Raw genomic sequence first — 24,972 nt, 5'->3', positions numbered from 1 at the left:
CGACGCGCCTGCTTGCTCCCGTTCCTGTCAGCCGTGCTGGTGTCTTTCTGCCTGATTCAGCCTGTGCAGGCCGAGCCGGACCCTGTGCCGTCGAAGCTCGCGGTCGAATATAGCGCTACGCCGCTCGGGCTCGACGAGCCGGCGCCCCGTCTCGCCTGGCGGTCGCCGGTGGGGAGGCAGACCGCCTATCGCATCCGCGTCGCTGCCTCGCCGGAGGCGTTGGAGACGGGCGATCTGGTCTGGGACAGCGGCAAGGTCGCGTCCGATGCGAACGTGCAGATCGCCTATGCCGGCCAGCCGCTGAAGGCGCGCGGGCGTTACTCGTGGCAGGTACAGGTCTGGGACGATGCAGGTCGCGCGAGCGGCTGGAGCACGCCCGGCTGGTGGGAGATGGGGCTGCTCGCGCCGGCCGACTGGCAGGCGAAGTGGATTTCCGGCCCCGAGCGGCGCGATCACGACTGGAGCGACGTCACGCTCGATGTGGATCTGACGCTTACGGGTAACGCAGTCGACATCCTGTTTCGCGCGCTGCCGCACGGCAAGACCTATGGCGATGCCTATGTCTGGACGCTGAGCGAGGGCAAGGACGGCGCTGTCCTCATCGAGTCCGTGCGGACCTATCCGGGCGGCACCAGTTCCGCGGTCAAGTCGGCGGTGCTCAAGCGCGTACCGCTGACAATGCCGCTCAAGGGCCAGCGGCACCAGCTGACGATCCGCGCAACCGGCGCGACGATCGTCACCAGCCTGGACGGCAAGGCGATCGACACTGTCGAGGACCGCACGCACGGCCACGGCACGATCGGCTTCAGCGGCAAGGAAGAACGCGCGGCGGTGATCCATGCGGTCGCGGTTTCCGGCACCGGCAGCCCCGCGGCGCGGACCGATTTCGCGCGCAACGACAATCCCTTCACTGGCGGCAGCGTCTCGGCCGAAGGGCTGGTCGTCGCCAGCGGCGTCAAGAATGTCGACCTGGTCCTGCCGATCGAAGCGCCGGCACCGCTCGTCCGGCGCGCCTTCCAGGTCGCCGGCAAGATCGCGCGCGCCCGTCTCTATCTGGCCGGTGCGGGCATGCCGCGCACGGTGTTGAACGGCACCGCGGTCGGCTCGCCGCTGGGCACGGGGTTCACTGCCTATGACAAGCGCGTGCTGACCTACGCCTATGACGTGACTGCGCTGCTCCGACCCGGCCAGAATGTGCTTGGCGCCGAACTCGGCCGGGGCTGGTACGGCCTGACCGATCCCAATGAATGGTATTTCCACGTCGCGCCCTGGCACGCCGAGCCGGCCCTGAAGGCGCAGCTCGACATCGATTATGCCGACGGCACGACCCAGCGGATCGCGACCGGCGCCGACTGGCAGACAGTGTCGGGTCCGACGATCGGCGACTCCGTCCATCGCGGCGAGCGCTATGACGCGCGCCTGCTGCCCAGCGGCTGGGACAAGCCCGGCTTTCGCGCCGCCCGCTGGAGCGCTGCCCGGGTCGTCGCCGGGCCGACAGGCGCGCTGGTCGCCGCGAACTCCGAGCCGATCGCTCCGGTGGAGACGATTGCGCCGGTCTCGGTCAAGCAGGCCGCACCAGGCATCTGGGTCTATGATTTCGGCCGTATCATCGCCGGCTGGACCGCACTGGATGTCGCAGGGCCGCGGGGTATCACCGTGTCGATGGTCGCAGGCGAGCAGATTGATGCGGAGGGCCGGGTCATCCCCGCATCCGGCCTGATCGACGCGCAACTCCAGACCGACCGCTACACGCTGGCCGGCAAGGGCCACGAACATTGGGAGCCGAGCTTCGGCTATCGCGGCTTCCGCTATGTCCAGCTCGACGGCTTTCCCGGTACGCCCAACGCCGCGACGCTGACGGCCCGCGTGGTTCATTCCGCCGTCGCCAGGACCGGCAGTTTCGCCAGCGCCGATCCGTTGCTCGGGAAGATCGATGCGGCGGGCACCGCGACGATCCTCAACAACATGCACGGCTTCCAGACCGACACGCCGACCTATGAGAAGAATGGCTGGACCGGCGACGCCCAGGCATCGGCGGGCGCGGCGGCGCGCAGCCTGGATGTGGCGCGGGTCTGGACCAAATGGCTCGGCGATTTCCGCGATGCGCAATCGCCGAAGGGAGAAATCCCCGAGATCGTGCCCGCGACGCCCTATTATGGTTATGAGGATACGCCGGGCTGGGGCCTGATTTCAGGGCCGACCACGCCGTGGGACGTGGCGGCGTTGATCCTGCCATGGGAACTCTACACCAGCTATGGCGACACGCGCATCCTCGCGCGCAACCACGAGATGCAGCGGCGGCTGGTCGATTACACCGCGACCGTCATCACGGCGCCCGATTATTACCGCGCCAAGGGTTTGAGCGAATGGTCGCCACCAGGAAGCCTGGACTTCTTCAACGCCCGCGGCGGCGGCGTCGATGCGGTGACCACCGCCTATTTCTTCCATGAAGCCGATCTGCTCGCGACATCGTCCGCGGTCATCGGCGAGGCGCAGGACGCTGCGCGCTACCGGACGCTCGCCGAGGCGATCCGCGCGGCGTACAATGCACGCTACTGGGACGACAAGAACGGCTGGTACCGGACGATCGACGCCAAAAGCGTGGCGGGCCCACCGCTCCAGATCCAGAATGTCCTGGCGCTTGCCTTCGGCATGGCCCCCAAAGGCCGCGAGCAGAGTGTCGCCGATGCGATCGCGCGCGATGTGGAGAAACAGGGCCTGCGCACGGGCGTGTTCGGCACGCGCTATGTGCTGGAGGTGCTCAGCGACCATGGCCATGCCGATCTCGCCTATCGCGCTGCGACCCGCACTGACGAACCGAGCTGGGGCTGGTGGATCGCGAACGGCCATTCGACGATGTTCGAGAGCTGGAGCCTCGGTAGCCGTTCCCGCGATCATCATTATTTCGCGTCGATCGGCGACTGGATGCGCCAGCGGCTTGCCGGGCTGAGGCCGGGGGCGCCGGGCTACAAGACCGTGCTGGTCAAGCCGGCGATCCCGACCGGGCTCGCCAGCGCGGAAGCGACGATGGAGACAGTGCTTGGCCATGCCGCGTCGCGCTGGCGGGTCGAGCAGGGCAGGCTGACCCTGCAGGCCGAGGTGCCGCCGAATGCCAACGGTGAAATCTGGGTGCCCACTCGCTTTGGCGGCGTGACGGCGCCCGCCGGCGCGACGCTGGACCGCCGTGAGGCTGGATATGAAGTCTATCGCACCGGCCCCGGCAGCTATGAATTCCATGGAGGAGAGACGCGATGATCCGGACCCTGACCGGGTTGGCCCTGCTGATGGCGGCGTTGCCGGTGTCGGCGCAGGACGTCCGCACCGAGTCAGGGCCGGTCCATGGCGTCGCGGTGGATGAAGTGGTCGCCTTCAAGGGCATCCCCTATGCGGCGGCCCCCACAGGCGATCTGCGGTGGCGCGCACCGGCTGCGCCTGCCGTCTGGAGCGCGGTTCGGGATGGATCGAAATTCGGGGCGGATTGCCCGCAGAACGCCTTTCCCGGCGCAACCGGCAGCGGCCAGCCGACCAGCGAGGATTGCCTGTTCCTCAATGTCTGGACACCCAAGGCAGTCGCCGGCGCGAAGCTTCCGGTGATGGTGTGGATCCATGGTGGCGGTTTCGTCAGCGGATCGAGCGCGCTTGCCGAGACCGACGGCGCCCGGCTCGCAAGCCGCGGCGTGGTGCTGGTGAGCTTCAACTACCGGCTGGGCCGGCTGGGCTTCTTCGCGCACCCGGCACTCACCGCGGAAGCTGGCGGAAAGCCAACGGGAAACTGGGGCCTGATGGACCAGATCGCAGCGCTGACATGGGTGCGCAGGAACATCGCCGCCTTCGGTGGCGATCCGGCCAATGTGACGATCTTGGGTGAATCCGCCGGCGGTGAATCGGTCGTGCGGCTGATGACCTCGCCTGCCGCCAAGGGGCTGTTCGCCAAGGCAATCACCGCGTCAGGCGGCGGTCGCGACAAATGGCCGACGCTTGCCGCGGCCGAGGCCAAGGGAAGCGCCTTTGCCGCCGGCAAGGACGCCGCGGCCCTGCGCGCGCTTCCCACCGCAACCGTCATCGGCGGCATCAATATGCTGAGCAAGGAAGAGGATCGCTATTCGGGCCCGATCACGGACGGTGCGATCATTCCCGGCAACGCGGATCAGTCGTTCGCCGACGGCAAGCAGGCGCATATCCCCTACATTATCGGCAATAACGACGACGAACTCGGCTTCGTGCCCGCACCTTTCCTGCCGATGGTCAACACGCCCGCGCTGGCGGGCCTCGGGGCAGGCGCCAAGGCGGTGACTGCGGCCTATGGCTCGCCCGAAAAGGCCGAGCGCCATGTCGCGGCCGACATCATGTTCACCGAGCCGGCATTGGCGCTGGCGATCCGCCATGCCCGGGCAGGATCGCCAACCTGGCTCTATCGCTTTGGTTATGTCGCGGAAGCCAAGCGCAAGGACGGCATCGGCGCCGGTCATGCGACTGACGTGATCTTCCAGTTCGACGATCTGGCGAAGGGTGATGTCGCGCCGACCGCCGCCGACCAGGCCGCAGCCAATCTGCTGGCGACAGCCTGGACCAATTTCGCAAAGACCGGTGATCCGAACGGAAAGGGCATCCCCGCCTGGGGTCGGGTCGATCCCAAGACGCCAACGATGCTCGAGATCGGCATCACGGGCACAAGCATGGCGCCGGCCTCGAGCCCGGCGCTCGACGCCATCGCCGCCGCCCGCGATACAGCCCAATGAAGGTATTCCAGATGCGCAGCTTGCTTGTCGTGCTCGCCCTGCTTTCGGTGACGGCCTCGGGCGATGCCCAGGAGGTGATCCGCCTCCGCTCCGGCGCGCCCGCAACGCCCCAGCCCGAGGTAACCGAGACTCGCTTCCCCTTCGGGAAGATCGTGCGCAACGTCTCAGACGCGTCGCTCACCACCTATCTGCCCGATCCGAAGATCGCGACCGGCACTGCGGTGATCGTCGCGCCGGGCGGCGGCTTCCACATGCTGTCGATCGAGAATGAAGGCGTTGCGGCGGCACGCTGGCTGAACGGCATGGGCATTACGGCGTTCGTACTGAAATACCGGCTGGTGCAGACCGATGACGGCTTCGTGCCGCACTTCTTCCGGCTTCTGACTCATCTTCCCGAACTGGCCACTGCCGTCGAGCCGCTGCGCCCGGCCGCCACCGCTGATGGCGAGGACGCAGTCCGTTATGTCCGCAAGAATGCCGCTCGTTTCGGCGTGAAGCCCAACCGCATCGGCATGATGGGCTTCTCGGCCGGCGGCGCCGTCACGGTCTGGACGATGCTCGCAAACCACCCTGACAGCCGTCCGGATTTCGCCGCGACCATTTACCCGGGCCTGCTGCCCGACCCGATCGTCGCACCGAAAAAGGCGCCGCCCTTGTTCGTGCTGGTGGCCGATGACGACACGATTGCGCGAGGCGACAGCGGCCGGCTCGAAGCCGCCTGGCGGGCAAGCGGGGCCAGCACTGAATTCGTGACCTATCCCAAAGGCGGCCATGGCTTCGGCATGGAGCCAAAGGGCAAGCCGACCGACGACTGGACCGCGCGCATGCGCACCTGGCTGCAATCTCAGGGAGTGCTGACCAAATGAGCGATCTTGTCAGGTTTGGGTCGCTCGGGGCCGTCGCGCTGCTGGCGGGATGCTCGGCGAGCGACGGCGCGCCGCCCGCGGTCGCGGTGCAGAAGATCGCCACTTGCGAGGCGCTGGTCGGCCTGCCGCTCGGCAATGGGCGGATCGAGGCGGCAGTGCCGGTCGCCAAGGGCGCGATGGTTTCGACTGAGGCCGGCAAACCGGGCCTGCCCTCGGCAGGCGCCTTTTGCCGGGTCCAGGCGGTGCTGACCCCGGTGCCGGGATCGTCGATCAAGGTCGAGGTCTGGCTGCCCGAGCGCGCGGCGTGGAATGGCAAGCTGCTCGGCGCGGGCAATGGCGGGTTCGGGAGCAACCTGACCGTGCCGTCGCTGCTGATGCGCGGCGGGGTCGAAAAGGGCTATGCCTCGGTCGGCACCGACATGGGCCATTTCGGTGAAAGCGACGTCGACGCGAAATGGGCGTTGAACGCCCCGGAAAAGATCAAGGATTTCGGCTGGCGCGCCAATCATCTCGCGGCCGAAACGGCGAAGAAGGTGGTCGCGGCCTATTATGCCGCGCCGCTTGCCGCGAGCTATTTCCATGGCTGCTCGGACGGCGGTCGCGAGGCGCTGACCGAGGCGCAGCGCTACCCCGACGATTATGACGCGATCATCGCCGGTGCGCCCGCCATTCCCTGGACGCGGATGACCAGCGCCTTTGCGATGAATCATCTGGCGGTGTTCGCCCGCCCGGAATCCAGCATTCCCAACCCCAAGCTGAAGTTGCTGCAGACCGCCTCGCTGGCGAAGTGCGACAAGCTCGATGGCGTGGCCGACGGTGTGATCGAGGATCCGCGCCAGTGCCGCTTCGATCCGGCCGAGCTTCAGTGCAAGGCGAGTGACGGTCCGGACTGCATGACCGCGCCTCAAGTCGAGGCGGCCCGAGCGCTCTATCATGGTCCCGTCGGGCCCGACGGCAAGCCCTTCTATTTCGGCTTTCAGCCCGGCGCCGAGGCGGTGGCGGGCACCTGGGATTTGTGGCTGACCGGTCCCAAGGCGCAGCACGGCCGCTTCGCGACCGAGTTCATGCGGTACATGGTCCATTCGAACCCCGAATGGCAGATATCGAGTTTCGATCTGGCGCACGATTATCCGCTGGCCAAGCGGCTGCAGGGTGCCAATCTCGACGCCGACAATCCCGATCTGCGGGGTTTCTTCCGCCACGGCGGCAAGCTGATCCTCTATCATGGCTGGCAGGACGCGGCGATCCCGCCGGAGAACACGATCGACTATTATCAGCGGGTGGAGCGCGCGAACCCGAGGGGCGCGGCCAGCTCGGTGCGGTTGTTCATGGTGCCCGGCATGTCGCATTGCCTGATGGGCCCGGGCCCCAATGTGTTCGACGCGCTCGGCACGCTCGATGGCTGGCGGCAGGGCGGGGTGGCGCCCGAGCGGGTGACCGCTACCAAGTTCGACAGCGATCTGTTCGGCTATCTCGGCTTTCCGTCGAAGCCGATCCGCACCCGGCCGCTCTGCGCCTATCCCAAGGTCGCGCGCTGGAACGGCACTGGCTCGACTGACGATGCGGCGAGCTTCGTCTGCTCGGCGCCGAACAGCTGATCATGGCGCCGCTCTCCCTCAGTCACGTCCAGGGGCCCACAGAGCCGCCGCTGCTTGACCTGACGATCGGCGCAGCGCTGGTTCGCGCGGCCGATCGTTGGGGCGAGCGCGATGCGTTGGTCTCGGTGGCGCAGGGCGTGCGCTGGAGCTTCGCCGAGCTGCTGGCACGCGCCGACGCGCTGGCGGCCGGCCTGCTCTCGCTCGGGCTCGAGCCGGGCGACCGGATCGGGATCTGGTCGCCCAATTGCGCCGAATGGACCCTGACCCAGTTCGCCGCTGCGCGTGCGGGCCTGATCCTCGTCACGATCAACCCGGCCTATCGTCTGTCCGAGGTCGAGTTCACGATCAACCATGTCGGGTTGAGCGCGCTGGTCACCGCCGAGACGTTCAAGACCAGCAACTATGTCGAGATGATCGAGGCGCTCGCGCCCGAGCTGAGCCGCAGCAGGTCGGGCCGGTTGAACGCCGAACGGCTGCCGTCGCTGCGCTGCGCGATCCAGATCGACGGAGAGCCGCGGCTCGGCTGGGTGCAGTTCGGCGACATCGCCGCGCCGCGCCCGGACGCGCGCGCGCAAATGGACCGGATCGAGATCGGCCTCGGCCCCGACGACGCGATCAACATCCAGTTCACCAGCGGCACCACGGGCCTGCCCAAGGGCGCCACGCTGTCCCATCGCAACATCCTCAACAATGGCTATTTTGTCGGTCGGGGCATGGCGCTGGGGCCGGATGATCGCATCTGTATCCCGGTGCCGCTCTATCATTGCTTCGGCATGGTGCTCGGCAATCTGGCCAGCCTCACGCGCGGCGCGGCGATGGTCTATCCGTCCCCGGGATTCGATGCCGCGGCCGTGCTGAATGCCGTCGCGGCGGAGAGGTGCTCCGCGCTGTACGGCGTGCCGACGATGCTCATCGCGGTCCTTGCGCATCCCGATTTCGACAGTTTCGATCTGTCCTCGCTCCGCACCGGTTGCATGGCCGGCGCGATCTGCCCCGAGCCGCTGATGCGCGAGGTGATCGGGCGGTTGAACATGCGCGACGTGACCATCGCCTATGGCATGACCGAGACCAGCCCGGTCAGCTTCCAGACCGGGCTCGACGATCCGCTCGAGCAGCGGGTCGGGTCGATCGGACGGGTGCTGCCCCATCTCGAATGCAAGGTGGTGGATGCCGATGGCGAAGTCGTGCCGGTCGGCCAGCCGGGCGAGCTGTGCACGCGCGGCTATTCGGTGATGCTCGGCTATTGGAACGATCCGGAGCGGACGGCCGAGGCGATCGATGGCGACGGCTGGATGCACAGCGGCGATCTCGCGACGATCGACGTTGAGGGCTATGGCAATATCGTCGGCCGGCTCAAGGACATGGTGATCCGCGGCGGCGAGAACATTTATCCGCGCGAGATCGAGGACTTCCTCTATCGCCATCCCGGGATCGAAGATGTCGCGGTCGTGGGGCTGCCTGACCAGCGCATGGGCGAGGAACTCTGCGCATGGGTGCGGCTGCGGCCGGGCGCCGATGCCGATCCCGAGGCGCTGCGGGAATTCTGCCGTGGCCAGATCGCCCATTACAAGGTCCCGCGCTACATCCGGGTCGTCGATGCCTTCCCGACCACGGTGACCGGCAAGATCCAGAAATATCTGATCCGCGAGACGATGATCGCGGAACTCGGGCTCGGCGATTCCGCCGGCGCCCCATCGCCAACCAATCCCAAGCAAGAGGTGAAATGATGAAGCTATACCTGATCGGCGCTGCCCTGGCGGCCTTCGCCACCGTTTCGAGCGCTGGTGCACAGACCACGCCTGCAGCGCCCGCTGCCCCGGCCCCTGCGACCGCTCCGGCCACTGGCGCGAAGTTCACCCTCGATACGCCGATCCAGGAGATCGTGGCGGACGAGCGCGGCAAGGTCGTGATGGAGAAGAATTTCCCGGGCATGACCGCCCTCCCGGAATATGAGATGTTCAAGGCGCTGAGCCTGCATCAGGTCCAGCCCTATTCGAACGGCAAGCTCACCGACGAGATCCTCGCCAAGGCCGAAGCCGATCTGGCGGCGATCAAATGAAGAAAGGCGCCCGGTATCTTGGTGGTTGTGTTGCGGTACTCGTACTGATGGGTGGCACCGTGCCGGCCATGGCGGCGCCGCCGCAGGAAACGCCGGCCTACAAGGACCGCGGTGCGCCGATCGAAAAGCGCGTCGCTGACCTGATGGACCGGCTGACGCTCGACGAGAAGATTCTCCTCCTGGCGGGGGAGACGTCGATGACGCTCAACGCGATTCCGCGCCTGGGCATTCCCTCGATCAGGATGACGGATGGGCCCACCGGAGTCCGGTCGCCGGAAGGCAAGCCGGCCACCGTCTTCCCCGTCGGCGTGGCGCTGGCCGCGACCTGGAATCCCGATCTCGTACGCGAGGTGGGTACCGCCATCGGCCTGGAGACACGCGCGCACGGCGCCGATGTCCTGCTCGCGCCGACGGTCAACATCGTGCGGACGCCCCGCTGGGGGCGCAATTTCGAGACCTATTCCGAGGATCCCTGGCTCACCGGCCAGATCGCGCTCGGCTATGTCCGCGGGGCGCAGGGCACCGGGATCGGCGTGTCGATCAAGCATTTCGCAGCGAACAACCAGGAGACCAACCGCTTCGTCGTCAACTCGATCGTCGACGAGCGGACGCTGCGCGAAATCTATCTGCCGGCGTTCGAAACCGTGGTGAAACAGGCCGATCCCTGGTCGGTCATGGCGTCCTACAACCGGCTCAACGGCACCTACGCCACCGACAATCACTGGCTGTTGACGGACGTGCTCAAGAAGGAATGGGGCTTCAAGGGCTTCGTCGTGTCCGATTGGGGCGCGACGCATTCGACGGCGGCAGCCGCCAATGCAGGCATGGACCTGGAGATGCCCGGTCCGCCGTCCAATTTCGGTGCCAAGCTGAAGGCAGCGGTCGATGCGGGCAAGGTCAGCGTTGCGCAGATCGACGACAATGCCAGCCGCATGATGCGCCTGATCGTGCGCAGCGGCGCGCTGGATCGCGCGAGCACACCCGAGGCGAAGCCGGGCGCGCAGCATCATGCCGCCGTCGCGCGTAAGGCGGCGGAGGAAGCGATCGTTCTCCTCAAGAACGCCGGCGTGCTGCCGCTCGACCCGTCGATCCGCTCGCTCGCTGTGATCGGCCCGAATGCCGATGTCTCGCGCATCCAGGGCGGCGGCAGCTCCGCCGTCGAGCCGTTCGATGCGTTGACCACACCGCTCCAGGCGCTCAAGGCAGCCCTGCCGGGCGTCGAAGTGACCTATGCCAAGGGCGTCGACAATGAGGAGACGCCGCCCGCCGCTTTGCCCGCGATGTTCAGCCCGGGATTGGACCGGGCTGAAACCGGCATGGCCGCGAGCTATTATGCCACCGCCGACGCCTCCGGAACGCCGGTGCGCAGCGAGCGCGCCACGAGTTTCCTGAAACGGATCAGCGGCAATGTCGCGGGGCCGCAGGTCACCGGCTACAGTGCGCTCCGGTGGGAGGGGTTCTTCTGGCCCAAAACCTCCGGGCCGCATGAATTCAGCGTCCGCGGCACGGGCAATGCGATCATCACGCTCGATGGCAAGACCATCCTGGACAAGGGCACGGCCTCCACGCCGGATATTCGGGACGTGCTGGGTTTCCCCATTCCAAGGCGGACCGTCACCGTGGATCTGGTGGCGGGCCGCAGCTACCCTATCCACCTCGACTATAAGACCGGTCAGACGCCGTATGAGTATCTCAGCTTCGGCATGCGCGAACCGCGCCCCTCGCTCGATGCGGCCGTGGCCGTGGCTCGGGCAGCCGATGCTGCGATCGTGCTGGTGGGATCGTCCTCGACGACCGAAGGCGAGGGCTATGACCGCACGTCACTCGACCTGCCCGGTGAGCAGAACAGGCTGGTGGAGGCTGTGGTCGCCGCCAATCCGCGCACCGCGGTGGTGGTGAACGCCGGCGCCGCGATGACCATGCCGTGGCGCGACAAGGCGCCCGCCATCCTGGACATGTGGCTACCCGGCGAAGGTGGCTCGGCGGCGCTGGCGGACATCTTGTTCGGCCGGGTGAATCCCTCGGGCAAACTGCCTGTGTCGTTCCTCGCCCGGACCGAAGACGATGAAGTTGATCTGAAGAATCCGAAGAGCGCTTATTCGGAAGGGTTGCAGGTCGGGTACCGGGGTTTCGAGGCGCGCGGGGTGAAGCCGCTCTTCCCGTTCGGTCACGGCCTTTCCTATACGCGCTTCGCCTATTCCGGGCTGCAGGCGCCCCGGCAGGCACGCGGCGGCACGTCGCTGAAGGTGCGACTGACCGTGCAGAACAGCGGCTCCCGCGCCGGCAGGGAGGTCGTGCAGCTTTATGTGGCGCCGGTCGTTCCGGTGGCCAATGAGGCTGGAAAGCAGCTCCGCTCCTTCGCGAAGGTCGAGATCCCGGCGGGCGGCAAGCGACGCGTGGACCTGACGCTCGATCCTCGTGCCTTCTCCTTCTACGATGTCGCCTCCAAAAGCTGGCAGATCAGGCCGGGCGAATACAGGCTGATGGTCGGCTCCTCGTCGGAAGACCTGCGGCTGACCAGTACGATCACCGTATCCAGATGACCGACATCGAAGGCCAGATCGAGCATGTCGATGCGGTGGCTGCGCGCGCATCGTCCAAGACGCTGCAACGCGGCCTCGATCTGATCGAGGCCGTGGCGCGAGGGGATGTCTATCCGACTGATCTGAGCGCCACCACCGGACTCCCCACCAGCACGACCCATCGCATTGCCGGCGTGCTGGTGGAGCGGGGCTATCTCGTCCCGATCCGACGCGGCGGCTACCGCCTCGGTCCGACCGCGTTGCAGATCGGCTTCGAGGCACAGCGCCAGCTCGACCTGGTTCCGACCGCACGCCCACATCTCGACGCGCTTGCCGCCGCGACGCGCGACACCGTGAGCCTCGTGGTCCTGAGCGGGGCGGAGGCGATGCACCTCGACGTGATCCCGGGCAGGCGGCGCACCATCGTCGCGCGCCGTGTCGGGGAGGGGGAGTCGTTCGAGTCAGCGATCGGGCGAGCCTTGCTAGGCGCCGAGTTCGCCAGTGGCGAGGAAGAGGGGCATCAAATCTTCTGTACCGCAGCGCCCGTGTACGATGTCGCAGGAAACGTCATCGCCGCGATTGCGGTCTCGAGCCCCGCGGTCGACGTCGACGATGCCCGTCGTGAAGCGCTCGAGCATGCCGTTCGGGGCGCTGCCGCCGCGCTGTCGCACGATCTGGGTTCTGCCGAGCCGGAGGGTCAGTAAAGTCAGGATTCGTCGCGGAATTCGGGGAAGAGGCGCTCGACGGCCGCCTGCAAATCGCTCGGGCCGGGCAGCAGGCCGAAATGGTCCAGAACGCCCTTCACCAGCCGCGCGCGGTGAGGACCTATTCCCGGCACGGTTTCCAGGCCAGGAAAGTCCGGATCGGCCAGCCTGTCCGCCAGGTCGCCGAGCGTCCGGTATCCCGATGCGGTCAGGCGCTGCCGCAAGCCCGCCGGCAATACTGACCGGCTCACCGGGAGATCCCGGTCCGTCGCGTCGGGCCGCGTCGAGCGCAGCCTCGTCCGGGCGCCTTTCTCCCGCTTGAGCGCCCGACGGATATGGCCGAGCTGACCTGAGCTGAGCCCGAGCTGGCGTCCGATCGCGCGATAGGAGGTGCCGGAGGCGCGCAGGTCCCGCGCTTGCTCCAGATTCTGGGCGGCCTGTTCAAGCTGGCTCAGCATCAGCGATCCGCTTACCCCGCCGACAGGACCCGATAATGTCTCTGTCGAAAAATGGCTCCCTGAGTTGGATTCGAACCAACGGCCGCTCGATTAACAGTCGAGAGCTCTACCGCTGAGCTATCAGGGAACACCGTGCGGAGGCGCGCTGTATAACCTGCGATTCAGACGATGCAACCCCATCAGGCCCCGTCACGCAATGAATTGTTCCATCGTTATCCGGTCGTCCAGAGCATGCTCCGGATCGAACAAAAGCGTCAGCTCGCGCGCGCGGTCGATCGCGATATCCACCTTCGCCACTTCGCGAATCTCGCGCTGATCGGCGACGGCACTTACCGGGCGCTTCGCCGGCTCGAGCACGCGCAGCGAGATGCGCGCCTTGTCGGGCAGGATGGCGCCGCGCCAGCGCCGCGGGCGGAACGGGCTGATCGGGGTCAGCGCCAGCATCGCCGAGCCGAGCGGCAGGATCGGACCCTGGGCGGAGAGGTTGTAGGCGGTCGATCCCGCGGGCGTGGCGACCAGGATGCCGTCACAGGCTAGTTCGTCGATCACGACGCGCTCATTCACCGTAACCTCGAGCTTGGCCGTCTGGCGGGTCTCGCGGAGCAGCGAGACCTCGTTGATCGCGGGGAGCTTGAAGACTTCGCCGCTGGCCGTCTCCGCCGTCATGCTGAGCGGGATGACCTTGAATTCCTTGGTACGCGACAGCCGCTCGTCCAGGCCGTGGCGGCGCCATTCGTTCATCAGGAAGCCGACCGTGCCGAGGTTCATGCCGAACACCGGCACGACCGGCTTGCGCCGCTCCAGCATCTGGTGGAGCGTCTGCAGCATGAAGCCGTCGCCGCCGAGCGCGACGATCATCTCGGCATCCTCGACCGGTACCCAGTCATAGGCGTCGGCAAGCTCTTCCGCCGCGGCCTGGGCGGGTGGCGTCGGGGAGGCGACGAGCGCCCGGCGAATGCTCATCGAGGCAGTCTCATCCGCCGGTGACACTCATATGGCGCGATACCGCCGGCGCGGCCGCGGCGATGTCGAAATCATGGCGGGCGGGCTTGGTCGCCATCGCCCGGTCGAGCGCTGCGTCCAGCCCGGACACGCCGCCGTCGCGCAGCGCCTGCTTCAGATCGACCTGATCGTCATGGCCGAGACAGGTGTAGAGCACACCCTCGGTCGTCAGGCGCACACGGTTGCAGGTGTCGCAGAAATTGGCGGTGAGCGGCGAGATGAGCCCGAGCCGGGTGTCACTGCCCGAGACACGCCAATAACGCGCCGGGCCGCCGCTGCGATGCGTGTCACGAGCCAGCGGGAAGCGTGCGGCGAGATCGTCGAACACCGCCGTGAGCGGCAGGAAACGGTCGGTGCGGTCCTCGTCGATTGCGCCGAGCGGCATGGTTTCGATCAGCGACAGGTCGAAACCATGCTCGACGCACCAGTCGAGCATCGGCGCGATCTCTGCCTCGTTCAGGCCCTTCAGTGCGACCATGTTGATCTTGACGGCAAGCCCGGCATCCCGCGCGGCGAAGATGCCACCGATCACGCGTTCCACATCGCCGTGCCGGGTGATGTAGCGAAAGGTCTCGGGATCGCGGCTGTCGAGGCTGACATTGATGCGGCGGATGCCGGCCGCGACCAGATCGTCGGCATGATCGGCTAGCCGGTTGCCGTTGGTCGTCATGGTCAGCTCGTCGAGCCCGGCCCCGACATGGCGCCCGAGACGGCGCACCAGATCGCCCACGTCGCGGCGCACCAGGGGCTCGCCGCCGGTGAGGCGGATCTTGGTGATGCCCCGTGCGATGAAGCGCTCGGCGATCAGCGCGATCTCCTCGAGGCTGAGCAGGGCGGCGCGGGGCAGGAAGGTCATCTGCTCGGCCATGCAATAACGGCAGCGCAGGTCGCAGCGATCCGTCACCGAGATCCGCAAATAGCTGATCGTGCGGCCATGGCGGTCGATCAGGGCGGGGGCGCAGGCCATGTGCAGGAGCTAAGCCTTCGCGGGGGCGCTAACAACCCCGTTTGGCATTTCCGTCCGGCTTCGGGACCGGCCAAGCCTTGTTCTTCGCCGCCAAAGCCGTGATGAAGGGCGGAACGGTCCAACGACAAGCGCAGCACGAACGGAGAAAGAGACCCTGATCGACGCCGAGCCCAGCCATGGCCCTGCGCCCCTTTTCATCCTGTCGTTCAGGCAGCGTGACGAACTTGCCGAGCTTGCGGCGGGCGCGGGCTGGCAGGTCGTGGCGGCGCGCCGCGCGGCGGGGGCCGAACGGCGGTTCGTGACCAGCGGCGCGGCGGTGGCGGTGATCGACGCGCGCGGCGCGCTTGGCGAGGGGCGGGAGGCGGCGTCGGCGCTGGGCGGGGCGATCGCCGCCAATGGCGGTGCCTTGCTCGCTTTGGTCTCGCGCGGCGACACCACCGCGATCGGCGATTTCTATGATGCGGGGGCGACCCATTTCCTCGCCAGCCCGTTCAGCGAGGCTGAGTTCCTCCAGGCGTTGCGCTATGCCGCACGCCATGCCGAGCGCATGGCGGGGGACTGGCGCGCGACCGGGCCGGCCGAACCGCTCGGCTGGCGGCTCGACGTGGCGACCCGCGCGCTGCTGCTCACGCCTGCCTTTGCCCGGCTGCTCGATGTCGACGAGCACCCCAAGCTGGTCGCGCTGTGGCGTCGGATCGACCCGACCGAACGCCGGGCGGCCATGGCCTCGATCCGGCGACTGTCGGCGACACGGCAGGCGACCGCCTTCGCGCATGATCTGGCGGGCCTCGGCCGGATCGTCCAGCACCTCCAATATGACGCGAAGGCCGGGCGTATCGATGCTCTGATCGAGCCGCTGGGCAGCGCGCCCGAACCTGCCGCGGTCCTGCGCGACGCGTTGATCGGCACCCGCGACGCCGGGAGCGCCCGGCGCTGGATCGAGCGCCGGCTGGCCGATCCCGACGGACGGCCACTGACCGCGATGCTGATCGCGCTCAACCGCTTCGACATGGTCAACGCCGCTTATGGCCGCGCCGCGGGCGACGCGTTGCTTCGCGCGGCGTTCAAGCGGATCGAGGAGGCGGCCGGCGGCGCGCTGGTCGCGCGGCTCGGCGGATCCGAATTTCTCGTCGCGATCGAGGATGTGGGCGCCCGTGTCGACCTGGCGGCGGAACGGATCGCCGGGGAACTGGCGCGGCCTTTCGTGGCCGGGGACACGATCGCGGTGCTCGGTTGCCGGATCGGCATTGCCGGGGGCGAGCTGGGCGATACCGCCGCGACCCTGCTCCGCCGGGCGAGCGAGGCGCTGGCCGATGCGCGCGCCTCGGACAGTGCCACGGTGCGTGTCGCCGAAACCGGCGGGGGTGAGGAGTCGATCGATGCCCTCGCGGTCGAGTTGCGCCACGCGATGGAGCGGGGCGAGATCGACATCCTTTTCCAGCCCCAGGTGTCGGTCACCACCGGCGCGATCGTCGGCGTCGAGGCGCTGGCGCGCTGGGACCACAAGGCGCTGGGCACGATCGGCGCCGAAATATTGTTCGCGGCGGCCGCGCGCGCCGATCTCGAGATCGGGCTCTCCGACCATATCCAGCGCATCACGCTGGAGCGGGGCGCGGCCTGGCCGGCGGCGCTGTGCGCCTTGCGCCTGTCGATCAACCTGACCGCCGGCGACATCGCGCGGCCGGGCTTTGCCGATCTGTTCCTCGACCGGGTCGATGCCAGCGGGTTCCCCCGGTCGCGCCTGACCGTGGAGATCGTCGAGAGCGGGCTGATCGAGGATCTGGGCATCGCGTCGACCTTGCTCGCGACCTTGCGCAGCGCGGGCGTGCGGGTCGCCATCGACGATTTCGGGACGGGCTATTCGAGCCTCGCCTATCTCAAGTCGCTGCCGCTTGATTATCTCAAGATCGACAAGAAGATGACCCAGGACATCACCGGCACGACGCGCGACCGGGTGGTGGTGCGCGGCGTGATCGACATGGCGCGCTCGCTCGGCCTGGTCGTCATTGCGGAGGGGGTGGAGACCCAGCAGCAGCTCGATCTCCTCGCCAAGGATGGGTGCCAGATCTATCAGGGCTTCCTCCGCTCCGAGCCGATCTCGACCGAAGCGCTGGTGGCATTGATCGAACCCGTTTCATGAGGACGATCGCAGCCATTGCCGCGGTTGCGTTGACGATGCCGGTCGCCGCAGCGCCGCGAGACGATGCGCATGTCGCGATCATGGCTGCGATACAGGACAGTGCGGCCGGCTGGACGGCGGGCGACCTCGACCGCTTCATGACGGTCTATGCGGACGATGCGACCTTCGTGGTCGGCGACGGGGTGATCCGGGGCAAGGCGGCGATCGCCGCGCGTTATGCGCCCCGCTTCGCGCCGGAAGTATCGGCGAAACGCGGCGCGCTGACCTTCGAGCAAGTGGATTTCCGTCCGATCGACCCGTCGCACGCCCTGCTCGTCGCACGGTACCGATTGAAGATCGACGGCACGGCTGACCAGACGGGCTCAACCTCGCTGCTGTTCGAGAAGAAGCGGGAAGGCTGGAAGATCGTCGCGGATCACAGCAGCTGAGGTGAAGGGGCGGCATGGCGAGGACGGTCATTCTCTACGCGATCGCATTGGCCGCCGCGGTCGGTGCGCTCGAATGGTTGCAATATCGCTATCTTACCCGTGCCTTCTCGACCGAGTTCTATATCGCGCTGCTGGCCGCTGGGTTCATTGCCCTGGGCATCTGGGTCGGGCGCCAGTTGACGCCGAGACCGGCGCGGCGGGACTTCCAGCGTAACGATGCGGCGATCCGATCGCTCGGGCTGACCGCGCGGGAGTGCGAGATCCTGGAGCTGCTCGCCTCGGGCCAGTCGAACAAGGAGATGGCGCGCACGCTCGGCATTTCGCCGCACACGATCAAGACTCATGTCGCGCGCCTCTACGAGAAGCTGGAGGTGCAGCGGCGTATCCCGGCGGTGGAGAAGGCGCGCTGGCTCGCGCTGATCCCGCCGGCGGATCGGGCGTAAGGGCGATTTCGCGAAAATCACCCGTTCGGGCGATGGGCCGGTCGGGCGCTTTCCTGTCCTGTCGAGCCGTTAACAGCGGGAGTCGAGAATCGTGAGATACGCTTTCACTTACGGGCTGCTGTCGGGCCTCGTCATCATCCTGACCATGCTCGCCGGCATCGTGTTCAGCGAGCGAGGCAGCTTCTTCAGCTCGGAATGGTTCGGCTATCTCGTCATGCTGGTCGCGCTGACCTTCATCTTCGTCGGGGTAAAGCGCTATCGCGATGTCGAGCGGGGCGGTGTGATCAAATTCTGGCCGGCCCTCGGCCTGGGGCTGTCGATCGCGCTGGTGGCGGGCCTCGCTTATGCCGGGGTGTGGGAGGTCTATCTGGCGAAGACCAACTATGTGTTCATGGACAATTACATCGCCGGCATTGCCCGCGCGAAGCAGGCCGCGGGGGTTCCAGCCGCCACCATCGCCAGGGAAATGGCCGAGTGGGAGCAGGTCCGCGTGAGCTATCGCAACCCGCTATACCGCATCCCGATGACCTTCATGGAGATGTTCCCGGTCGGGCTGCTCGTCGCTTTGGTGTCGGCTGCGCTGCTGCGCAATCCGAGGGTCCTGCCGGCCGCACGTTAAGCGCGGTCAGCTTGCCCGGCGCAGCTCCGGCGCGGCCGATGCAGTGGCTGGCAGGATATCGAGCATATTGCCCAGCGCCCGGGCCAGGGCGGAAAGCAGCATGATCGACCGGCCGTCGATATCGTGTCGGCTGCGCCAATAGGCGCCGATCGCGGCGGTCGGAATCGGCGTGCCGACGGGAAACATCGCCATGCTGCGGACGAAGGTGGACAGATACAGGTTCAGCGGGACCCGCGCATCATGCTCGATGTCGGGGATGACGATCGGCCGGTTATGCAGGATGGCGAGGCCGGAGATGCAGCGCTCGATCGGGAATTGCCGGCCGGTCCATAACGGGCTGATCGCATCCTCCGCGATATAGGCGACCTCGTCGCCAACGCGGCGGATGACCGCCACGCCGTCGGCGCCGGTCACCTGACGCGCGGTTTCCCGCACCACCTCGATCGCGCCCTCGATCGATCCGGCCCCCTGCATGCGGGCGATCGTGTCGTGCAGCGCGTTCCACCGCTGCAGATAGGCAATCTGCGCCATGAGTTCCCCCCTCTTTGGGGCCTTGTCGCAAGCCATTGTGAAGGATCGGTAATCGAACGATCCATATCGGATGTTTCTGGCAGCCTCGCTGCCTCAGCCGCGGTTGGCGCCGCCGCCGTCGAGCACCTCGCGCACCTTCCAGGCGAGCTGGGCGATGGTGAAGGGCTTGGGCAGGAACGCGACGCCGGCGTCGAGCATGCCGTTATGCACCACGGCGTTGCGGGTATAGCCGGTGGTGAACAGGATCGCGATCTCGGGGCGCTCGGCGCGCACCTTGTCGGCCAGCTCGCGTCCGTTCATGCCGGGCATGACGATGTCGGTGAACACCAGATCGAGCCGCGGCTGGACGGCGAGCTGTTCAAGCGCCTGATTAGCATCGGCCGCCTGGACGATCGTGTAGCCGAGGTCGCGCAGGGCATCGACGGTCATGTGGCGGACCTGCTCCTCATCCTCGACCACCAGGATGATCTCCTCCGCTGTTCCGGTCGGCAATTCGCCGCGGCCCTTGTCGGACTCGGCCACCGCTCCGGCCGCGCCGAGATGGCGCGGCAGGTAGATCTTGACGGTCGTGCCCTGGCCGGTCTCCGAATAGATCTTCACATGGCCGCCGGACTGTTTGACATAGCCGAACACCTGGCTGAGCCCGAGTCCGGTGCCCTTGCCCACGCCCTTGGTGGTGTAGAAGGGGTCGAAGGCCCGCTCGACTACCTCGGACGGCATGCCGGTGCCGCTGTCGCTGACCCCGATCATCACATATTGGCCGGGCTCGACCTCGGCATGGCTGCGGGCATAGCGATCGTCGAGTTCGGTATTCGCCGTCTCGATCGTCAGCTTGCCGCCGTCGGGCATCGCGTCGCGGGCGTTGACCGCGAGGTTCAGGATCGCGCTTTCGAGCTGGGAGGGATCGGCAAAGGCGTGCCACAGGCCGCCCGCGAGGATGGTTTCGACCCGGATATGCTCGCCGATGGTGCGCCGCAGCAGCTCGGACATGCCGCTGACCAACTGGTTCGCCTGCACCGCCTGCGGGGCGAGCGGCTGCTGGCGCGAAAAGGCGAGCAGCCGCGCCGTCAGGGTCGCGGCGCGCTGGGCACCCTGGCTCGCATTGTCGATGCACTCGAGGATCTTGGGGTGCTCGGACCCGCCGAGCCGCCGCTTCGCCATGTCGAGCGACCCGATGACGATCGCCAGCATGTTGTTGAAATCATGCGCGATGCCGCCGGTGAGCTGGCCGATCGATTCCATCTTCTGCATCTGGCGCAACTGGGCTTCGACCTGGCCGCGCTCGGTCACCTCGGCCTGAAGTGCCGCGGTACGCTCGGCCACGCGATCCTCGAGCTGATGGTTCAGCGCCTGCAGCTCGGCCTCGGTCCGGAGCTGCGATGCATGGGCGGCGAACATGCCGTGAGTCAGGCCAATGATGATCGCTGTCGTGAAGAAGTAGAGCGCCATCGCGATCCAGCCCGACGGCCAGGACGGGGCGAGCGATCCCAGCGGCTCGATCAGATAATATTTCGCGAGCATGCCGGAGAGTATCGCTGCCAGAACGCCGGGCCCGAACCCGCCCATAAACGCCACGATGACGACCGCCGGCAGGAAGGTGATGAAGGGATATCCGTCGAGCGTACCGCCGATCCTGAGCCTGACCCACAGCGCGAAGAAGCAGAGCGCCACGGCGAGCAAATAGCCCGGCCACCGTCTCCCGCGGATGGATTGCGTGGCGATAACCAGATTCATGCCGGGCCGATATGCCGCATCAGGCCTATAAATCAACGCGAAGTTGGGAACTGGCGGGACGGCTTTTCCGTTCGGTCTGCTGACCGAGGAGAAGAGCATGGAAGCGCAGGAACTTCATCGTGGCCGGCTGATCGACCATATCCAGCTCGTGGTGCGCGATCTGCCGGCGAGCCGCCGCTTCTACGAGGCGGTGTTCGAGGTGTTGGGCGTGCCGATCGGCGGCGTGGCCGATGATTATTTCTGGGCGGACGAGCTGTTCGTCTCGACCGCCGACAGCCAGGCGGCGCAGGGGCATCTGACCGGGCGGCATCACCTTGCCTTTCAGGCGGCGGACCGCGCGATGGTCGAGGCCTTTCACAAGGCGGGGTCGGACGCGGGCGGGAAGGACAATGGCGCGCCGGGCGAGCGGCCCTATCATCCCGGCTATTACGCCGCTTTCCTGATCGATCCGGACGGCAACAATATCGAGGCGGTTTTCCATGGCGAGGCCGAGCGCAGCGCGCCCTCCGTGAAGATCACTTTCGAAATGTGATCGCACAATCAAGGGTCGTCACCCCGGGCTTGTCCCCGGGGTCCACTGTGCCGCGATCTCAATGACCGGAGAATGTGCGACACGGTGGATGCCGGAACAAGTCCGGCATGACGGACTGAAGGGCTACCCCGCGGCCTTGGCTAGGCCCTTCGACAGTTGCAGCGCCCCGTTGAGCCGCGCCTTGGGATCCCCCCAGGTGCGGTTGATCACCAGCTTGGAATCGGGCCGCAGCTTCGCGACCCCGTCGAGGCGGGCGATCCAGGCGAGCAGGCCGTCGATGTTGGGCGGCTTGTCGTCGTGGAAGCTGACCAGTGCCCCGCGCGGGCCGACATCGATCTTCGCCACACACGCCTTTTTCGCGTTGAGCTTGATCTCGATGAGGCGGATCAGATTCTCGGTCGGATCGGGCAGCGGGCCGAACCGGTCGATCAGCTCGGCGGCGAAGGCCTCGATCGCCTGGGATTCGTCGAGATCGTTCAGGCGCCGATACAGACCCATGCGCAGGTCCAGATCGGGGACATAGTCCTCCGGGATGAGGATCGGCGCATCGACCGTGATCTGCGGCGAGAAGTCGCGCGGGCGCTGGGCAAGGCCGCCGGCCCTGGCATCCATGATCGCCTCTTCCAGCATCGATTGGTAGAGTTCGTAGCCGACTTCCTTGATATGCCCCGACTGCTCGTCGCCGAGCAGATTGCCGGCGCCGCGGATGTCGAGATCGTGGCTGGCGAGCTGGAACCCCGCGCCGAGGCTGTCGAGATCTGACAGGACCTTGAGGCGCTTCTCCGCCGTCTCGGTGACGATCCGATCCGGCGGGGTGGTGAGATAGGCATAAGCGCGGGTCTTCGCCCGGCCGACGCGCCCGCGCAGCTGATAAAGCTGGGCCAGGCCGAAGCGATCGGCGCGGTGGATGATCATCGTGTTGGCGCTTGGGATATCCAGGCCGCTCTCGACGATGGTAGTGGAGATCAGCACCTCGAACTTCTTGTCGTAGAATGCGGACATGCGCTCCTCGACTTCGGTCGGGGACATCTGGCCGTGCGCGGTGACGGCGCGCACCTCCGGCACATGCTCGCGCATGAACTGCTCGATATCGGGGACGTCGGCGACGCGCGGCGTGACGAAGAAGCTCTGGCCGCCGCGATAATGCTCGCGCAGCAGTGCCTCGCGCAGCACGACCGGATCCCAAGGCATGATATAGGTGCGCACCGCCAGGCGATCGACCGGTGGGGTCTGGATCACCGAGAGTTCGCGCAGGCCCGACATCGCCATCTGCAAGGTGCGCGGAATCGGCGTCGCGGTGAGGGTGAGCACATGCACATCGGTCTTGAGCGCCTTCAACCGCTCCTTGTGCGTAACACCGAAACGCTGTTCCTCGTCGACGACGACGAGGCCGAGGCGCTTGAACGCGACCGACTTGGCGAGGATCGCGTGGGTGCCGATCACCACGTCGATCGTGCCGTTCTCCAGGCCTTCGCGCGTCGCCTTGGCCTCGGCCGTGGGGACGAGGCGCGAGAGGCGGCCGATGTTGAGCGGGAAGCCCTCGAAGCGCGCGGTGAAATTCTGGAAATGCTGGCGCGCGAGCAGGGTGGTCGGGCAGACCACAGCGACCTGCAGTCCGGACATCGCCGCGGCAAAGGCAGCTCGGAGCGCCACCTCGGTCTTGCCGAAGCCGACATCGCCGACGACGAGCCGGTCCATCGGCGTGCCGGTGGCAAGATCGCCGAGCACGTCGTTGATCGCGCGATCCTGGTCTTCGGTTTCCTCGTACGGGAAACGATCGACGAAGCTTGCATAGCCGCTCTGGTCGGGTTCGATCACATCGGCGGGACGAAGCGCGCGTTCGGCGGCGGTCGCGATCAGCTCGCCCGCAATCTCGCGGATCCGCTCCTTCATGCGGCTCTTGCGGCGCTGCCACGCTTCGCCGCCGAGCTTGTCGAGGCTCGCGCCTTCGCTGTCCGAGCCGTAGCGCGACAGGACTTCGAGATTTTCGACCGGCACGAACAATTTGTCGCCGCCGGCATAGGTCAGTGCGACGCAATCATGCGGGCTCTGGCCGACCGGGATCGAGGTCAGGCCCTCATAGCGGCCGATGCCATGATCGACATGGACGACCAGGTCGCCGGGCGTGAGCATCGCCAGCTCGGCGAGGAAAGCATCGGCCGATTTCTTGCGCTTGGCGCGGCGGACGAGGCGATCGCCGAGCATATCCTGCTCGGTGAGCAGCGCGACGTCGGGGGTGGTGAAACCGTGATCGAGCGGCAGGACGATCAGGGCGATTCCCTTGTCCGCCGCGCCGAGCGCTTCCTGCCAGGTATCGACTTTGGTTCCGGCCTTCAGCCCGTGATCGGCGAGAAGCGACGACAGCCGCTCGCGCGCGCCGGTCGAGTAGCTGGCGAGGATCGGCTTGCGGCCATCGCGGCGGAGTGTCGCGATGTGATGGACGACGGCTTCATAGACGTTCGCACCGCTCGACCGTTCCGCACCGAAATCGCGCGGACCGTCGACGTTGAAGTCGAGGACGGTGGCGCTTTCCGGCTCATGGAACTGGGTCGTGAGATGGGCCGGGGTTTGCTCCAGCCGCTCGGCGAAGTCCTTCGCGGTCAAATACAGCGCGTCTGGCGGAAGCGGCCGGTAGCTGCCGGGATCGCTCGACTGCGCCTTGACGCGATTGGCATGGTAATCGGTGATCGCCTCGAAACGCTGCTCCGCCGCACCGAGCACGCCCGCGTCGCGGACGACGACGGGATCGGTGCCAAGGTGGTCGAACAGCGTCGCCATCTTCTCCTCGAACAGCGGTAGCCAATGCTCCATGCCGGCAAGGCGGCGGCCGTCGCTGATCGCCTGGTAGAGCGGATCACCCGTCGCGGTGGCGCCGAAGCGCTCGCGATAGCGGCTGCGGAAGCGCTTGATGCTGTCCTCGTCGAGCAGTGTCTCGGAGGCGGGGAGCAGGGTGAAGCCCTCGATCCGGCCGGTGGTGCGCTGGTCGGCGGGGTCGAAGGTGCGCACCGATTCGATCTCGTCACCGAAGAAATCGAGGCGAAGCGCCTGTTCGGCGCCCGAGGGGAACAGGTCGACCAGCCCGCCGCGCACCGCGAACTCGCCCGAATCGGCGACGGTTTCCACCCGGACATAGCCATTCGCCTGAAGCTGCTCGGCCAGGCGATCGCGGCCGATGCGCTCCTTGGGGGCGAGGGTGGCGACGAGCTGGCGGATGCGGAACGGGGTGAGGGTGCGCTGGGCGGCGGCGTTGGCGGTGGTGAGGAGGAGCTGTGGGCCTTTGGCCGGTTGCTGCAGGCGATGCAGCGTGGCCATGCGCTCGGCCATGACATGAAGCGTCGGCGAGGCGCGGTCATAGGGAAGGCAGTCCCAGGCGGGGAAGGTCAGGACCTCAAGCTCGGGCGCGAACACGGTCGCTGTCGCGGCGATGGCGCGCATCGCTGCCTCGTCGGGCGCGATGAAGACCGCACGGGTTTTCGCGGCGCGGGCGAGGTCAGCGAGCAGCCACGGCTCGAACCCCGTCGGCACGCCGGCAAGGGTGAGGGGCGTCCTGGCCGAAAGAATCTTGTTCAGGTCGGGCATTCTATCTCCCCCCTCCCTGAAAGGGAGGGGCCGGGGGTGGGTGCGCGCGTC

Annotated in this window: 19 protein-coding genes and 1 tRNA gene; 13 read left to right on the top strand and 7 right to left on the bottom strand. The window is 67.0% G+C overall.

Annotated features, from left to right (window positions below; all coding sequences use genetic code 11):
- The first annotated feature begins 33 nt into the window (after nt 1-33).
- The 8 genes from AC1RT8_RS02340 to AC1RT8_RS02305 are packed head-to-tail and all read left to right on the top strand — an operon-like array spanning nt 34 to nt 12,488.
- On the top strand, nt 34-3,255 hold the full coding sequence (locus tag AC1RT8_RS02340; RefSeq protein ID WP_493073988.1) for a family 78 glycoside hydrolase catalytic domain: 3,222 nt from the start codon (nt 34-36) through the stop codon (nt 3,253-3,255).
- Nucleotides 3,252-4,739, top strand: a complete 1,488-nt coding sequence (locus AC1RT8_RS02335) for a carboxylesterase/lipase family protein (RefSeq protein WP_493073987.1) — start codon at nt 3,252-3,254, stop codon at nt 4,737-4,739. The genes AC1RT8_RS02340 and AC1RT8_RS02335 overlap by 4 nt, the downstream gene beginning before the upstream one ends.
- 11 nt (nt 4,740-4,750) lie before the next feature.
- Nucleotides 4,751-5,605 (top strand): alpha/beta hydrolase, encoded by an 855-nt coding sequence (locus AC1RT8_RS02330; RefSeq protein ID WP_493073986.1) that lies wholly within the window; start codon nt 4,751-4,753, stop codon nt 5,603-5,605.
- Nucleotides 5,602-7,203 carry a tannase/feruloyl esterase family alpha/beta hydrolase gene (locus tag AC1RT8_RS02325; protein WP_493073985.1) on the top strand — a complete coding sequence of 534 codons (1,602 nt, stop codon included), beginning with the start codon at nt 5,602-5,604 and terminating at the stop codon, nt 7,201-7,203. Before AC1RT8_RS02330 ends, AC1RT8_RS02325 begins: the two co-directional genes overlap by 4 nt.
- Before the next feature lie 2 nt (nt 7,204-7,205).
- Nucleotides 7,206-8,930, top strand: a complete 1,725-nt coding sequence (locus AC1RT8_RS02320; RefSeq protein WP_493073984.1) for an AMP-binding protein — start codon at nt 7,206-7,208, stop codon at nt 8,928-8,930.
- On the top strand, nt 8,927-9,262 hold the full coding sequence (locus AC1RT8_RS02315) for a hypothetical protein (RefSeq protein WP_493073983.1): 336 nt from the start codon (nt 8,927-8,929) through the stop codon (nt 9,260-9,262). The genes AC1RT8_RS02320 and AC1RT8_RS02315 overlap by 4 nt, the downstream gene beginning before the upstream one ends.
- A complete protein-coding gene (locus tag AC1RT8_RS02310; RefSeq protein ID WP_493073982.1) occupies nt 9,259-11,805 on the top strand; it encodes a glycoside hydrolase family 3 C-terminal domain-containing protein in 2,547 nt (848 codons plus the stop codon). The genes AC1RT8_RS02315 and AC1RT8_RS02310 overlap by 4 nt, the downstream gene beginning before the upstream one ends.
- Nucleotides 11,802-12,488: an IclR family transcriptional regulator gene (locus AC1RT8_RS02305; protein ID WP_493073981.1), complete on the top strand. Its 687-nt coding sequence runs from the start codon at nt 11,802-11,804 to the stop codon at nt 12,486-12,488. Before AC1RT8_RS02310 ends, AC1RT8_RS02305 begins: the two co-directional genes overlap by 4 nt.
- 2 nt (nt 12,489-12,490) lie before the next feature.
- Here the strand turns inward: AC1RT8_RS02305 and AC1RT8_RS02300 are convergent, their stop codons facing one another.
- From AC1RT8_RS02300 to moaA, 4 genes are all read right to left on the bottom strand, one after another.
- Nucleotides 12,491-12,946 carry a hypothetical protein gene (locus tag AC1RT8_RS02300; protein ID WP_493073980.1) on the bottom strand — a complete coding sequence of 152 codons (456 nt, stop codon included), beginning with the start codon at nt 12,944-12,946 and terminating at the stop codon, nt 12,491-12,493.
- Nucleotides 12,947-12,998: 52 nt separating this feature from the next.
- Nucleotides 12,999-13,073 (bottom strand) — tRNA-Asn (locus AC1RT8_RS02295).
- Between the two features lie 62 nt (nt 13,074-13,135).
- Nucleotides 13,136-13,909 (bottom strand): NAD kinase, encoded by a 774-nt coding sequence (locus AC1RT8_RS02290; protein ID WP_493073979.1) that lies wholly within the window; start codon nt 13,907-13,909, stop codon nt 13,136-13,138.
- A gap of 10 nt (nt 13,910-13,919) precedes the next feature.
- Nucleotides 13,920-14,915, bottom strand: a complete 996-nt coding sequence (moaA, locus tag AC1RT8_RS02285) for a GTP 3',8-cyclase MoaA (protein ID WP_493073978.1) — start codon at nt 14,913-14,915, stop codon at nt 13,920-13,922.
- Nucleotides 14,916-15,069: 154 nt separating this feature from the next.
- Here moaA and AC1RT8_RS02280 point away from each other — a divergent pair, with 154 nt between their 5' ends.
- The 4 genes from AC1RT8_RS02280 to AC1RT8_RS02265 all read left to right on the top strand — a co-directional run bounded on the left by AC1RT8_RS02280 (nt 15,070) and on the right by AC1RT8_RS02265 (nt 18,545).
- Complete coding sequence (locus AC1RT8_RS02280) at nt 15,070-17,055, top strand: putative bifunctional diguanylate cyclase/phosphodiesterase (protein WP_493074661.1); 1,986 nt, start codon at nt 15,070-15,072, stop codon at nt 17,053-17,055.
- Nucleotides 17,052-17,483: a YybH family protein gene (locus tag AC1RT8_RS02275; protein ID WP_493073977.1), complete on the top strand. Its 432-nt coding sequence runs from the start codon at nt 17,052-17,054 to the stop codon at nt 17,481-17,483. The genes AC1RT8_RS02280 and AC1RT8_RS02275 overlap by 4 nt, the downstream gene beginning before the upstream one ends.
- 14 nt (nt 17,484-17,497) lie before the next feature.
- Nucleotides 17,498-17,926, top strand: coding sequence for a response regulator transcription factor (locus AC1RT8_RS02270; protein WP_493073976.1), 429 nt, complete (start codon nt 17,498-17,500; stop codon nt 17,924-17,926).
- A gap of 91 nt (nt 17,927-18,017) precedes the next feature.
- A complete protein-coding gene (locus AC1RT8_RS02265) occupies nt 18,018-18,545 on the top strand; it encodes a DUF4199 domain-containing protein (RefSeq protein ID WP_493073975.1) in 528 nt (175 codons plus the stop codon).
- Nucleotides 18,546-18,551: 6 nt separating this feature from the next.
- Here the strand turns inward: AC1RT8_RS02265 and AC1RT8_RS02260 are convergent, their stop codons facing one another.
- A complete protein-coding gene (locus AC1RT8_RS02260; RefSeq protein WP_493073974.1) occupies nt 18,552-19,076 on the bottom strand; it encodes a GAF domain-containing protein in 525 nt (174 codons plus the stop codon).
- Between the two features lie 93 nt (nt 19,077-19,169).
- Complete coding sequence (locus tag AC1RT8_RS02255; protein WP_493073973.1) at nt 19,170-20,810, bottom strand: response regulator; 1,641 nt, start codon at nt 20,808-20,810, stop codon at nt 19,170-19,172.
- A 97-nt stretch (nt 20,811-20,907) separates the two neighbouring features.
- On the opposite strand from AC1RT8_RS02255, the gene AC1RT8_RS02250 reads away from it, so the two are divergent.
- Nucleotides 20,908-21,342, top strand: coding sequence for a VOC family protein (locus tag AC1RT8_RS02250; RefSeq protein WP_493073972.1), 435 nt, complete (start codon nt 20,908-20,910; stop codon nt 21,340-21,342).
- Between the two features lie 123 nt (nt 21,343-21,465).
- Here the strand turns inward: AC1RT8_RS02250 and mfd are convergent, their stop codons facing one another.
- On the bottom strand, nt 21,466-24,921 hold the full coding sequence (gene mfd, locus AC1RT8_RS02245; protein WP_493073971.1) for a transcription-repair coupling factor: 3,456 nt from the start codon (nt 24,919-24,921) through the stop codon (nt 21,466-21,468).
- Between the last annotated feature and the right edge of the window lie 51 nt (nt 24,922-24,972).

This window comes from Sphingomonas sp. GW821-FHT10F11, assembly GCF_058809095.1.
The sequence above is the reverse complement of the archived record's forward strand: the minus strand, read 5'-3'. Positions and strand labels throughout refer to the sequence as shown.